This is a genomic window from Burkholderia sp. FW306-1C-G01B (assembly GCF_058781685.1).
Genome location: NZ_JBYSWZ010000005.1, coordinates 310,804 through 324,257, shown reverse-complemented (window position 1 = coordinate 324,257; position 13,454 = coordinate 310,804). Strand labels below are relative to the sequence as shown.

13 protein-coding genes are annotated in these 13,454 nt (G+C 66.9%); 12 read left to right on the top strand and 1 reads right to left on the bottom strand.

Annotation, left to right across the window (positions count from 1 at the left end; genetic code table 11):
* Positions 1-65: 65 nt before the first annotated feature.
* On the bottom strand, positions 66-653 hold the full coding sequence (locus AC3WLY_RS13085) for an IMPACT family protein (protein ID WP_175958942.1): 588 nt from the start codon (positions 651-653) through the stop codon (positions 66-68).
* A gap of 495 nt (positions 654-1,148) precedes the next feature.
* Here AC3WLY_RS13085 and AC3WLY_RS13080 point away from each other — a divergent pair, with 495 nt between their 5' ends.
* The 12 genes from AC3WLY_RS13080 to AC3WLY_RS13025 are packed head-to-tail and all read left to right on the top strand — an operon-like array spanning position 1,149 to position 13,453.
* Positions 1,149-1,847, top strand: a complete 699-nt coding sequence (locus AC3WLY_RS13080) for a beta-ketoacyl synthase chain length factor (protein WP_492308246.1) — start codon at positions 1,149-1,151, stop codon at positions 1,845-1,847.
* Positions 1,831-2,625, top strand: a complete 795-nt coding sequence (locus tag AC3WLY_RS13075; protein ID WP_425130717.1) for a lysophospholipid acyltransferase family protein — start codon at positions 1,831-1,833, stop codon at positions 2,623-2,625. Before AC3WLY_RS13080 ends, AC3WLY_RS13075 begins: the two co-directional genes overlap by 17 nt.
* Entirely contained in the window at positions 2,600-2,899 is a 300-nt protein-coding gene (locus AC3WLY_RS13070) for a phosphopantetheine-binding protein (protein ID WP_034179729.1), read from the top strand. Before AC3WLY_RS13075 ends, AC3WLY_RS13070 begins: the two co-directional genes overlap by 26 nt.
* Before the next feature lie 3 nt (positions 2,900-2,902).
* Positions 2,903-3,154, top strand: a complete 252-nt coding sequence (locus AC3WLY_RS13065) for an acyl carrier protein (RefSeq protein ID WP_034179728.1) — start codon at positions 2,903-2,905, stop codon at positions 3,152-3,154.
* Entirely contained in the window at positions 3,151-3,786 is a 636-nt protein-coding gene (locus AC3WLY_RS13060) for a COG4648 family protein (RefSeq protein WP_492308247.1), read from the top strand. The genes AC3WLY_RS13065 and AC3WLY_RS13060 overlap by 4 nt, the downstream gene beginning before the upstream one ends.
* Positions 3,783-5,474 (top strand): ApeI family dehydratase, encoded by a 1,692-nt coding sequence (locus AC3WLY_RS13055; RefSeq protein ID WP_492308248.1) that lies wholly within the window; start codon positions 3,783-3,785, stop codon positions 5,472-5,474. Before AC3WLY_RS13060 ends, AC3WLY_RS13055 begins: the two co-directional genes overlap by 4 nt.
* Positions 5,471-7,174 carry a glycosyltransferase family 2 protein gene (locus AC3WLY_RS13050; RefSeq protein ID WP_492308249.1) on the top strand — a complete coding sequence of 568 codons (1,704 nt, stop codon included), beginning with the start codon at positions 5,471-5,473 and terminating at the stop codon, positions 7,172-7,174. The genes AC3WLY_RS13055 and AC3WLY_RS13050 overlap by 4 nt, the downstream gene beginning before the upstream one ends.
* The gene (locus tag AC3WLY_RS13045) at positions 7,167-8,774 is read left to right on the top strand and encodes an HAL/PAL/TAL family ammonia-lyase (RefSeq protein WP_175958948.1); all 1,608 of its coding nucleotides are present in this window, start codon (positions 7,167-7,169) and stop codon (positions 8,772-8,774) included. The genes AC3WLY_RS13050 and AC3WLY_RS13045 overlap by 8 nt, the downstream gene beginning before the upstream one ends.
* On the top strand, positions 8,771-9,193 hold the full coding sequence (locus AC3WLY_RS13040) for an acyl-CoA thioesterase (RefSeq protein ID WP_492308250.1): 423 nt from the start codon (positions 8,771-8,773) through the stop codon (positions 9,191-9,193). Before AC3WLY_RS13045 ends, AC3WLY_RS13040 begins: the two co-directional genes overlap by 4 nt.
* On the top strand, positions 9,190-9,864 hold the full coding sequence (locus tag AC3WLY_RS13035; RefSeq protein WP_310142711.1) for a LolA family protein: 675 nt from the start codon (positions 9,190-9,192) through the stop codon (positions 9,862-9,864). Before AC3WLY_RS13040 ends, AC3WLY_RS13035 begins: the two co-directional genes overlap by 4 nt.
* Positions 9,864-12,269: an MMPL family transporter gene (locus tag AC3WLY_RS13030; RefSeq protein WP_492308251.1), complete on the top strand. Its 2,406-nt coding sequence runs from the start codon at positions 9,864-9,866 to the stop codon at positions 12,267-12,269. Before AC3WLY_RS13035 ends, AC3WLY_RS13030 begins: the two co-directional genes overlap by 1 nt.
* Positions 12,266-13,453 carry a beta-ketoacyl-[acyl-carrier-protein] synthase family protein gene (locus tag AC3WLY_RS13025; RefSeq protein WP_492308252.1) on the top strand — a complete coding sequence of 396 codons (1,188 nt, stop codon included), beginning with the start codon at positions 12,266-12,268 and terminating at the stop codon, positions 13,451-13,453. The genes AC3WLY_RS13030 and AC3WLY_RS13025 overlap by 4 nt, the downstream gene beginning before the upstream one ends.
* Position 13,454 lies beyond the last annotated feature (1 nt).

The window sequence follows — 13,454 nt, the reverse complement described above, 5'->3', positions numbered from 1 at the left end:
TCTGAATTTTCGGCTAAATTTGCATGAGGCCGTGATGGCGAGGCGGGAGGAGGCGCGTCAGTTCGTTACAGATCTGGAAACCCCGACCGCCCCTGCGTCAGGTCGAACAGCTCGGTTCTCGCATCGGCCTCGGCGGTCTCCGGCAGCTTGATCACGAGCTTCACCGTCATCCCGTACGCGCTGTCCACCAGTTCATACCCGGCCTGTTCGATCCAGCGGCGCACACGCGCTTCCTCGGGATAGCCGATCTCGATCGCGAGTCGCGTCTGGTGGATGCGTTCGACGCGCTCGGCATCGAGCAGCGCCGATGCGATCGCATCCGTGTACGCGCGCACCAGCCCGCCCGCGCCGAGCTTCACGCCGCCGTAGTAGCGCACGACCGCGCCGAGCACGCCGTCGAGATCGTGATGGCGCAGCACTTCGAGGATCGGCCGGCCCGCGGTGCCCGACGGCTCGCCGTCATCCGACATGCCCGACTGGCCACCCGCCAGCAACGCCCAGCAAACGTGGGTGGCGGTCGGATGCTCGTTGCGCAGGCGCTGCAGCACCTGCATCGCGGCGTCGCGGTCGTCGACGGGAATCGCGTGCGCGATGAAGCGGCTCTTGCGGATCTCGAGTTCCCGGGTAGTGGCAGTGGCGAGCGTATAACTCATCGAAGGGAGGGTGTGCGGTCCTGCATCGGGTTCAGCAGTCAATTTTGAGGTGCGGCTGAAATGGCGGGCGTCGGCGGACCGTCAAACGGCCGGCGGATACTCGGTGTGCCCCGCATTTTATCTCACCGTGCAATTTGCTTTCCGGCCTATGCCCGGCCCAACCGGCGCGTGGGCGCGTTGCTTATCACGAACAATATTGGGTGAGGCGAAATTTTGGCCGATTGACCAATCATATTAAATGCCCCGGATTCGCTGCCGTCCGATGTTGATTTTTTGTAACACGTCTGTTACAGTTCCGCCCCACCGGAATGCCGGTGATTAAGTAATGCTGATTGATAATCCGGCTGCTGCGTTGTCCGGCGATTTTCCTTTGTTTTCCCGATGGGCATGCCGCGCTGTCTGTGCGTTTCGGCGAAAATAGCAATCGGCCGTCGGACACCCGATGATGCGGAATACGAAAAACCCCAAAGAAAACAAGTCTAATCGAGAATAATAATGGCTGATTTGCATTGGACCATGCCGATCGCCAGATGGACGTCGATTTCGACCGCGGGGGTGCCGGGCGTCGAAGCCCTCGATCCGATGGTGCGTCGCCGATTGAGCCGATTGTCGCGGCTCGCGCTGCAGGCCGCTTGCGACTGTGCGGACGTGACGGGTGCCTTGCGCGTGGTATTTGCGTCACGCCACGGCGAACTGGCGCGCACGACAACCATTCTCGATGCTATTCAGGCCGGCGAGCCCGTTTCCCCGACGGCCTTCAGCCTGTCGGTACTCAACGCGGTCACGGGCATCTTCGGTATCGCCCGTCGCGACCGATCGCCTGCGACGGCAGTCGCTGCCGGGCACGAAACCCTCGGCTATGCGCTGCTCGAGGCATTTTGCCAATACGAAACCTCTTCCGTGTCGCCGGTGCTGCTCGTTCATGCGCATGAGCCGGCCGACACTGTCTACGGCGATGTCGGGGACGATTCGCAAAGCGGGGGAATCGCGATCCTGGTCGACGCGACTGCGCCGGCCGGCTACTTGACCTGCGACGTCGCGATCGACTGCGCAAACGATTCGCCGGCGGCTGGCAGTGTGGAGGCCGATACGCAGAGCGCGGCGGTCCGGCATTGCCTGGCCGAACGTGTCGCCACGACATGGCGCGGCGGCGACGCGTACTGGCGCTGGAGCTGGCATGATCGCGCGGCTTGATTTCGGCTGGCGGCTCTTCGCGACCGGCGCCAGCCTGGCCTTCTTCGTGCTGTGCGGATCGGTTTTCTCGCTGCTCGCCGCCGCTGCCGGGGCGCTGTGGCCGCATCGACGCTCGCGTCAGCGAGTCGTAACGTTTGTCATCCATTACTTCTTTCGTCTGCTGGTCGCATTGCTGCAACGCATCGGCGTGATGCGGCTGGAAGTGTCCGGCGTATCGCGCCTTGGCGAAGGCGGTCCGGCAATCGTCGTCGCCAATCATCCGACCTGGCTCGACGTGATGGTGCTGTTGTCGTTGACGCCGAAAGCATGCTGCGTGGTCAAGCGCGGGCACTGGGGCAATCCATGCTTCTGGGGTATCGTCCGGGCGGCCGAATACGTGAGCAACGCCGATGCCGTCGAATTGGTCGAGTCCGGCGCGCGGCAACTGGCGGCCGGCTACACGATGATCATCTTTCCCGAGGGCACGCGCAGCCCCGGCGGCGACCGTCTGCACGCGTTTTCGCGTGGCTTCGCGCACATGGCGCTGCAGTCGCGCGCCCGGATTCTGCCGGTCCTGATCGATTGCGATCCACCGGTATTCACCAAGACGCTGCGCTGGTATCACGTGCCGTCGCGCGCGTTCCGCATGCGGATCGACGTGCTCGATCCGATGGATACGGATGGCTTGACTGGCGGCGCCGTGTCGCCGTCGATCGCAGCCCGCACTATCGCGCACGAAGTGGAAACGCACATTACCCAACACCTGTTTCGGCATGGATACTTTAAAACTGCAAATTAAGCAGCTTCTGATCGAGATGCTCGATCTCAACGACATGACCATCGACGATATCGGTGACGACGTGCCGCTTTTCTCGACCGACGGAATCGGACTGGATTCGGTCGACGCGCTGGAAGTCGGGATCATGCTGCGCAAAAAATTTCAACTGTCGATCGCGGCGAACGACGAGCACGCGAAGGCGCATTTTCGTTCGATCAATACGCTGGCCGCGTTCATCGTGAGTCAGCAGGCGCATCACGCGCCGCAGGAAGCCGTGCCGGCAAAAGGGGTGTGACACGTGACCGACGCAGAAATCCTTGAGCGCATCCGCGCCATCTTTCACGAGAACTTCGCGATCGAACCGGAGCGCGTGACTGCCGATACGCATCTGTTCGACGAACTCGATCTCGACAGCATCGATGCAGTCGATCTCGCCATCAAGCTTCAGGAAATGACGGGCCAGCGCATCAAGCCGGAAGAGTTCAAGTCGGTGCGAACCGTCGGCGACGTGATTGCCGCGGTTCACGCGTTGCTTGCACGCGCCGGATGACATCGGTTGCGCATATGCGAGTGACCGGCACTGTCCGGCCGCGTTGGGTCGGTGTTGCAGCGCGAGTGGCGCTGGCGCTCGCGTATCCGCTCGTCATCCTGTTCGCGTGGCAGATGCTGACGCCGCGCTATGTCGGCTGCCTGCTGTTCGTGCTGCTGTGGGTGCAGCGCACGATCGGGAAAGGGGCGTTCGCGATGGCGCTCAAACGGCTCACTGCGCACGACTGGTGCGTGGCAGCTGCATTGACCGTCCTGTCGCTCGCGATCGCCGTGACGGACAGCGAGCGCCTTCTCCGTTTCTATCCGGCGTGCGTGAGCGCCGGCCTGCTGGTTGCATTCGGCGCGACGCTGCAGCGCGGCCCGACGATGATCGAGAAATTCGCGCGGCTGAGGTATCCCGAGCCGAGCCAGACGATCGTTCGCTATACGCGGCGTGTCACGCAGATCTGGTGTGCGTTCTTCATCGTGAATGGCGGGTTTTCCATCTATACGGCGCTGTACTGGAGTCGGTCTGCGTGGGCGCTCTATAACGGCGCGATCGTCTACGTGCTGATCGGAGCGTTGCTCGCCGGCGAATGGCTCTGGCGCCGCGTGTTCATAACGGCACGCTCCGGCGCGGGAGACGTCGCATGATGGCGTTGCGCGACCTTCTGCGCGCCGACGCGGACGTGGCCACGATCGTCTGCCGCGACGGTGACGCATATTTCACGCTGGCCGACTTGCGCGCCCGTACGGAAGCGATCGCGCGAACGATCGAAGCCGCCGGTGCGCGTCGCGTCGCGGTCTGTGTCGACGATCCATACGATTTCGCGTGCGCGTTCTTCGCCGCGATGGCGGCGGCGAACGAAACGGTGATTCCGGCCAGTGCGGCTCCCGGTTACTTGCACGAACTCGCGCACGCGTACGATCTGCTGCTCGACGCGGCGGCGCTGGCGGAATGCGCGCGCGAGTGCGTGGGGGGCATCGAGGCCGCTGGGCGCGCGATCGCACCGGACGCGGCGATCACGCTCTACACATCGGGCAGCAGCGGCGCCGCGAAACCGGTGCGCAAGTCGCTGGCCCAGTTCGATGCGGAGGTGCGGACGCTGCAACGCGAATGGGGCGGGCAGGTCGGCGCGGCGGTCGCGCTGTCGAGCGTTCCGCATCACCATATCTACGGACTGCTGTTCAGGATCCTGTGGCCGTTGGCGGTCGGACGCGCGTTCGACCGCGCGTCGGTGCTCGAACCGCAGCAACTGCAGCAGCGGCTTGCGGCATACGACGACGCCATCGTCATATCGACCCCGTCGCAATTGATGCGCTGGCCGGCATTGCAGGGTTTTCCGATGCAGGATCCCGCGCCGCGCCTGTTCTTCTCGTCGGGCGGCCCGTTGCCTGAGGAAACGGCGTTGGTTTATTCGGCGGCCTTCGGCGCCGCGCCGTTCGAGATATTCGGCAGCACCGAGACGGGCGGCATCGCGTGGCGCCGTCAGGATCTGACGAGCGCGTGGCAGCCGATGGCGGGAATCGATGTGCGTCGCGACGACGACGGCGCGCTGCTCGTGCGCTCCGCGCATCTCGGTCACGACGACTGGCATCGCACCGACGATACCGCACGCTTCGATCGGCAGGGACGTTTCGAATTGACGGGGCGTCGCGATCGCGTGGTGAAGCTCGATGGCAAGCGCGTGTCGCTGCCCGAACTCGAAACGCGGATTCTCCAGCATCCGTATATCGGACAGGCCGCGGCGACGGTTGTCGAAGGCACATCGCGCGCGCACATTGGCGTGGTCGCGGTATTGACCGACACCGGCCGCCAGATATTGAAGACCGACGGCCGCGTGGCACTCGCCGCGGCGTTGCGGCACGACCTCGGCGAGTATTTCGACGCAGCCGCGTTGCCGCGCCACTGGCGGTTCCGCCGCACGATGCCGTTCGATGCGCGCGGCAAGCTGCCGGCGTCGGCGCTCGCGGCCGCGTTCGCACCGACGGCGGCGGGTTTTGAACTGCTGGCCGAGTGGCGCGACGCCGACAGCCTGCATTACGAACTGCGCGTGCCGGCGGCGCTCGCGCATTTCGACGGTCATTTCCCCGGCATGCCGATTCTCCCCGGCGTCGTGCAGATCGATTGGGCCGCCCGGCTTGCCGGCCGCGCGTTCGATACAGCGCTCGCGGTCCGCTCGATCGATCATCTGAAGTTCAAGGCGCCGGTTCCGCCGGGCGCCGTGCTCGCATTGCGCCTCGCGCACGATCCGGCACGCGGATGCGTGCGCTTTGCGTTCCGGCGCGGCGCGCGCGAATGCACGTCGGGTACGCTCGTTTACGGCGAGGCGATGCAATGACCGGCGTCTGTATCGTCATCCCGATCTACAACCATCGCGACGCGATCGGCGATACGCTCGCGCGGCTTGCCGTGCACGGGCTGCCGATCATCGTGGTCGACGATGGCAGCGACGGGCCGACGCAGCAGACACTGGCCGGGCTGGCCGTGCGGTATGCGGACTGCATGACCTTGCTGCGGCTGCCGGTGAATGGCGGCAAAGGGGCGGCGGTGATGGCCGGATTGCGCGCGGCGCGCGACCGCGGTTACCGGCATGCGATCCAGATCGACGCCGACGGTCAGCATGACGCGGCCGATGTGCCGAAGTTCGTCGCGGCCGCGCAAGCGGAACCGGACGCGGTCGTGCTCGGCCGTCCATGTTTCGATGCAAGCGTGCCGAAAGCGCGCCTGTACGGCCGCTATCTGACGCACGTGTGGGTCTGGATCGAGACGCTGTCGCTGGATATTCCCGACGCGATGTGCGGATTCCGCCTCTATCCGGTCGATGCGGTCTGCGCACTGATCGACGCGGTGCCGATGCCGAAGCGGATGGCGTTCGACAGCGAGGTGCTGGTACGGCTTCACTGGCGCGGCCTGACGTTCCGGACGATTCCGACGCGTGTCGTCTATCCGGAAGACGGCGTGTCGCATTTCGATGTATTGCGCGACAACGTGCGCATCAGCGCGAGCCATACGCGACTGGCGCTGGGCATGCTGGCACGCGCACCGTGGTTGATCGCGCGTCGGCTGTGCCGGCGACGCGGCGCGCCGGGCGCGGGCCGGGCGCAGTCGTGGTGGCGCATGCCGGAACGCGGCAGCCGCGTCGGGATGGCGCTGCTGGCGTTGAGCTGCCGCTGGATCGGCACGCGCATCACGTCGATGTGGCTGTATCCGATCGTCGGCTACTTCGTGCTGACCAACCGCGCCGCGCGCGTCGCTTCGAACGCCTATTTCACGCGCCTGTGCGGGGCGGGCGGCGTGGGCGCGGCACCGCGTCCGGGCTGGCGCACCGCGTATCGGCACATGCTCGCGTTCGCGCAATCGGGCTTCGACAAGTTCGTCGCGTGGTCCGGCCGGCTCGATGAATTCGACGTGTGCTTCGACGACGCGTCGGCGTTCGATGCACTGGCCGCCAGCGGGCGCGGCGCGCTCGTGATCGGCGCGCATCTCGGCAATCTGGAGATGACGCGGGCACTTGCATTGCGCGACGCGCATACGAAAGTGACAGCGGTGGTCTATACGGAGCACGCGCAGCGCTTCAACGAGATATTGGCGAAGACGAGCCGGGATTTCGGCAAGCAACTCGTCCAGGTGACGGATTTCGGGCCGGACACGGCGCTCATGATGCAGTCGCGCATCGATGCGGGCGAACTGCTCGTGATCGTCGGCGATCGCGTGCCGCCGCACGATGCGGGCAAGACGGTCGATGCGTGCTTTCTCGATGCCGCCGCGCCGTTTGCACAGGGGCCGTACATCCTTGCGCACGCGCTCGAATGCCCGGTTTACCTGTTCTTCTGTCTGAAAGAGGGGCGAGGTTACCGGCTCTACTTCGAACCGTTCGCCGAACGCATCGAGCTGCCGCGCCGCGACCGCTCGGGACACGTGGCCGCATGGGCGCAGCGCTATGCCGAACGGCTCGAGCATTACTGCCGCAAGGCTCCCTACCAATGGTTCAATTTCTTCGATTTCTGGGCGCGGCCCGATGGAGGTCCGCATGGCTGAACATAACGTGACCGACGAATTGCACGCGCCCGCCGCGGCGCGGTCCGAAACGGCCCATGCGCCGGTCGTGATCGGCGCGCGGCATTTGACCATCGAGGATGTCGTTGCGATCGCCCGCGCCGGCGCACCGGTAAAGCTGAATGCGGATATCGGCTGGCGCGAGCGCATCGAGCGCGGCGCGGCGCGGCTGCGCGACTACCTTGCCGGTGGCGGAATCCTGTATGGCGTGACCACCGGATACGGCGACGCGTGTGTTGTCGACGTGCCGCCGGCGCTCGTCGAGGCGCTGCCGCTGCAGTTGACGCGTTATCACGGATGCGGGATGGGCGACTGGTTCGATGCGCAGCAGACGCTGGCGATCGTCGCCGCGCGGCTCAATTCGCTCGCGTTCGGCTATTCAGGTGTGCGATTCATGTTGCTCGAACGACTGGCCGACCTCGTGAATCATCGGATCCTGCCGCGGATTCCGTCCGAAGGTTCCGTCGGCGCGAGCGGCGACCTGACGCCGTTGTCCTATGTCGCGGCCGCGCTGGCCGGCGAGCGCACCGTCCTGTTCGACGGCGCCGAATGCGAGGCGCGCGATGTCTGGAGCACGATCGGCCACGCGCCGCTGCAACTGGCGCCGAAGGAGGGCCTCGCGCTGATGAACGGCACGGCGGTGATGACGGGGCTCGCTTGCCTCGCATTCGCGCGCGCCGACAACCTGACGCGCATCGCCGCGCGCCTGACCGCGCTGACGACCGTCGCGCTCGACGGTCGCGCCGCGCACTTCGACGCGCGGCTGTTCGACGCGAAGCCGCATGCCGGGCAGGCCGAGGCGGCGGCCTGGATTCGCGCGGACCTGGCCGGTCGCGACGACACGCCGGGGCACCGTCTGCAGGATCGCTATTCGGTGCGCTGCGCGCCGCATGTGATTGGCGTGACGCGCGATGCGCTGACGTGGGTGCGTCGCGATGTCGAGAACGAGTTGAACAGCGCCAACGACAACCCGTTGATCGATCCTGACGACGGCAGCGTGCTGCACGGGGGAAATTTCTACGGCGGTCACATCGCGTTCGCGATGGACGCGCTGAAAACGGCGGTGGCCAATCTCGCGGATCTGATGGACCGCCAGCTCGCGCTGCTCGTCGACGACAAGTTCAGCAACGGCCTGCCGCGCAACCTGACGGGCGCAACGGGCGATCGCGCGGCCATCAATCACGGCTTCAAGGCGGTGCAGATCTCCGCATCCGCATGGACCGCGGAAGCGCTGAAGCACACGATGCCGGCGAGCGTGTTCTCGCGCTCCACGGAGTCGCACAACCAGGACAAGGTGAGCATGGGCACGATCGCGGCGCGCGATTGCCTGCGCGTGCTCGCGCTGACTGAGCAGGTTGCCGCGGCGCATGTGCTCGCGACCGTGCAGGCCGTGCGGCTGCGCCAGCGGGATGCCGCCGGAACGCACCTGTCGCCCGCGCTGCGCGCGTTCGTCGACGACGTGGGCAGCCGTTCGCCGCTGGTGGTGGAGGATCGGCCGCTGGAAGCCGAGCTGCGCGCGTTGACTGCCCGGCTCGCCGCCTGCGACCCGATCGGTGCATCGTCTTGCAGGGAGGCCGCATGAGTGCGCCGGGAGCGCCGCTGACGGCGACGGCCCGTGTCGAAGTCCCGTTTCACGACGTCGACGCGATGAACGTCTGCTGGCACGGCCACTATCTGAAGTATTTCGAAAGCGGGCGCGCGGCGTTGCTGCGGATGATCGGCTACGACTACCCGGCGATGCTGGCGTCGGGTTACATGTGGCCGGTTGTCGAGGCGCACCTGAAGTACGTGCGGCCGGCGACCTACGGCCAGCAGCTCGACGTGTGCACAACGCTGCTCGAATTCGAGAACCGGCTGCGGATCGGCTACGAAATCGTCGATGCCGGGTCGGGCGAGCGCCTGACGAAAGGGTACACGGTCCAGCTGGCCATCGACGCCGCGACGCGGGAGTTGCAGTTCGTTTCGCCGGCAGCGTTGATCGAACGGGTGCAAGCGCGATGACGACGAACCGTGGCTACCGGGGATTTCTCGCGGCGCTCGGCGCATGCGCGACGTTCGTTGCGGGTATTGCGCACGCGGCTCCGGCCGCGTCGACAGCGCCGGCTGCGGCGCGGCCCGAGAACACCGCGCTCGTGTCCGACATCGCGGCGAGGCTGGCGCGAGTCGGCGCAATCCGCGCCGATTTTCGGCAGACCCAGACGCTCGCGGCGATGAAGCAGCCGCTCGTCAGCACGGGCTCGATGCTGTTCGATCGAGCGTCGGGTGTCGTGTGGCGGATCCAGACGCCGTACCAGGCGACCTACGTGATTACCGATGGCGGCGTGCGCGAAGTCGGGGCCGATGGCAGGCTTGTCGCGCCGAGCGGCAACGGCCGCGGCGTCGCACAGGTGTCGCGGATGATGCGAGACATGCTCGGCGGCGATCTGTCGGCGCTGTACGCGCAATTCGACGTCGAAGCGAGCGGCACGCGCGAACGCTGGCGGATGCTCCTTCGACCTAACCAGCCGCAGCTCGCGCAGGCGGTCCGCACGATCGAGATGGGCGGCGGCACGTATCTCGGCCGGCTCGACATGACGTTCGCGAACGGTAACGTAACCACGCTCGAATTCACGCGGGCGACGCCGGTGGACGGTCCCGCGCCGGCCGAGCGCGCGTGGTTGGGGACGCGCTGATGAGCGAGACGCGCGACGCGATCGACGTCCCGGCCAGGCTTGCCCGGCGCCGGCTGCGCTGCGCCGCGTGGGCCCTGGTCGCACTCGTCGTCGTGCTTTACTGCATCTGGCGTTTCATGGGGCCGTCGCCGTTGCAGACGAACCTGCTGGCGCTGCTGCCCGCGACCGAGGCGAATCCGGTGGCCGAGAAGGCGGTCGAGACGATCGGCAACATGCTCGGCGGCCGCACCGTTTATCTGGTGACCGACCGCGACGCTGCGCGCGCGAAAGCCGCCGCAAAGCAGTTCGGTGCCCGGCTCGCGCATAGCGGTGCGTTTCGCTCGGTGACGGTCGAGGTGCCCCCGTTCGACGTGTCGCAGATCGCGGCGACCTATCTGCCGGCCCGCTTCGGATTGCTGACCGAGGCGGATCGCGCGTCGCTCGAACGACGCGACGCAGCGCTTGCCGACCGGCTGGCCCGGAGACTTTACGGGCCGCCGGCCGACGGCCTGCCGACCGCCGTCGCGGACGATCCGTTCGGCTGGCTCCAGCACTGGCTCGCGGGCCTGCCGCTGGCAACGTCGAATCTCGCGCTCGAGGACGGGATGCTCGTGTCGCACCGCGACGGTGTCACGGGGGTGCTCGTGATGACGTCGCTTGCCGGTTCGGCATACGAATCGAAAGTCCAGCGGGCGGTGCGTGACGCGACCGCCGATGCGGAGCGCTCGATCGGCACGGATTATCCGGGCGCGCGAATCGATCGTGCCGGCGCGGTGTTTTACGCGGAAGCCGCGCGCGCAAGCGCGGAGCGCGACGTGCACGTGATCGGCGCAGTGTCGCTCATCGGAATCGCCTTGCTGCTGACGAGCGTGTTCCGCACGCCGCGCCTGCTGGTGCTGGCGTTTGCATCCACGGCGTTCGGCATCGCCTGCGCACTCGCGGCGACGCTGCTCGTGTTCGGCAAGCTGCATCTGCTGACACTCGTGTTCGGCGTGAGCCTGATCGGCGAAGCGGTCGATTATTCGATCCAGTATTTCGTCGTTCATCTATCCGCCGGAAAGCAGTGGGACGCGCGACAGGGCGCGGCTGCCGTGCGACCTGCGCTCGCGGTCGCGCTCGCGACGAGCCTGCTCGGCTACGCGATCCTGATGTGGGTGCCGTTTCCGGCACTGAAGCAGATCGCCTGCTTCGCGATGGTCGGCATTGCGGCCGCGTTCGCGGCCGTGACGGGGTTTCTGCCGCTGATGCTCACACAGGCGCCGAAGCGAACGCCCGCACGCGTGTTTGCGTGTGCCGCGCGCGTGCTGGCAGGTTGGCGATCCGTGCTGGGCGGGCGGCGTGCGATGGCGGCCGCGGCGCTGCTCGCGCTCGTCGCGGTGCCGGGCTGGATCGCGCTGCGTAGCGACGACGACATCCAGTTGCTGATCCAGCGCGATCCGGACCTGGTGCGCCAGGAGGGCGAAATTCGCGCGGCGGTCGGCCTCGAGAACACGGCCAGATTCTTCGTGGTCCAGGGCGCGACACCGGAAGACGTGCTCGAACGATCGGCCTCGCTCGTCGCGTCGCTGGCGCCGCTGCATGTCGGCCGGGTCCAGTCGATCGCGGCATTCGTGCCGTCGGCGAGGCAGCAGGCGCGCAATCGCGCGGTGTTGGCCGAACGCGTGTTCGCGGATCCGGCGGCGTTGCGCGCGACGCTCGAACAAGCAGGATTCCGCGACGATGTCGCGCATGCGTGGATCGACGCGTTCGCTCGCGACGCGCGGGCATCGTTGTCGGTCGATACGTGGCTGGCCGCGCAATGGTCGGCGCCGTTCCGCCATCTGTGGCTCGGCAAGGTCGGCGAGCGCGATCCCGTGTATGCGGCGATTGCGATTCCCGAACGGGCCGACGCGACGGACGTCGCGTCGTTCGAAACGATCGCGCGCGGCCTGCCGGGCGTGACGTGGGTCGACAAGGCCGCGAGCGTGTCGAGGCTGTTCGGTGCGTACCGCATCGACAGCGGCTTGTGGCTCGCCGGCGCGCTCGTCGTGGTCGCCGGCCTGCTGGCGTGGCGTTATGGCGTGCGCGGCGGTCTTGCGACGACGCTGCCGGTCGTGCTGGCGATCGGCCTGACGCTGGCTGTGTTCGGCTATGCGAACGTGCCGCTTACGCTGTTCAACTGGCTTGCGCTGATGCTGGTGCTCGGCGTGGGCGCGAATTATGCAGTATTCCTGCGCGAAGGGTGTATGCGGGACGCGGCCGATCTCGGCGCCGTCTGGACCGGCGTGCTGCTGTCCGCCGCGACGACGCTGCTGTCGTTCGGCATGCTGGGCGTGAGTGCGATGCCGGCATTGCGCAGCTTCGGCACGACGCTCGCGTTGGGCATCGTGTTTTCGGTACTGTTCGCGCCGCTCGCGACACCGTCCCATACGGAGAATCGCGCATGAACCTGACACAGGCGCCCGTCTATCTGTCGGCACTCGGCATGGTCAATGCGCTCGGCGGGTACGTCGACGAGATCGCCGATGCACTTCGCACCGGCGTGTCGGCAGGCATGGGCCCGCACGCGGCAGAACCCTCCCGTGGCTGGGTCGGGCAGGTGTGCTCGCCGCTCGATATCGCGCCGCCCGCGCAGCTGACGCATTTCGACTGCCGCAACAATCGCCTGCTGCTGGCAGCGCTCGCGCAGATCGCTCCTGCCGTCGATGCGGTGGTGGCGCGTTACGGGCCGCGCCGGATCGGCGTCGTGATCGGCACCAGCACGTCCGGCATTCGCGCGGCCGAGGACGCGTTCGCGCAGCGAGCGGCGACCGGCGCGATGCCGCCCGGATTCGATTACCGGCAGATGGAGATCGGGACCGCCGCACCGTTCGTGCGGGCGGCGCTGGCTCTGGCGGGGCCGGCCTATACGGTGTCGACCGCCTGCACGTCGAGCGCGAAGGCGTTCGCGGCGGCGCGTCGCCTGCTGCGCCTGAACCTGTGCGATGCGGTGATCGTCGGCGGCGCGGATACGCTGTGCGAGATGACGTTGCAGGGCTTTGCGTCGCTCGAATCGGTCAGCCCGACGCGGACCAATCCGATGAGCCGTAACCGATGCGGGATCAATATCGGCGAAGGCGCGGCCGTGTTCGTGATGAGCCGCGACGAAGCCGCGGTGCGGCTTGCCGGTGTCGGTGAATCGAGCGACGCGCATCACATCTCGGCACCGGACCCGGCCGGACTCGGCGCCGAGGACGCGCTGCGCGCGGCGCTCGCCGACGCGGGCGTGCCACCGTCCGCGATCGGCTACGTGAACCTGCATGCGACGGCAACGCGCCTGAACGACGAGATGGAAGCGCGCGTGACCGCGCGGGTGTTTCCCGCCGGCGTACCCGCGAGCGGAACGAAGCCGCTCACGGGGCACCTGCTCGGCGCGGCGGGCGCGACCGAACTCGCATTCGGCTGGTTGACGCTCGCCCGCGGGTTGTCGCTGCCGGCGCACGTTTGGGACGGCGAGGCCGATCCGGCGTTGCCGGCGCTGGATCTCGTGCAAACGGAACGCCGGCTGGCCGGCGATGCATCGGGACAGTATGTGATGAGCAATTCGTTCGCTTTCGGCGGCAGCAATGCCAGCCTGATCCTGGGGAACTGAC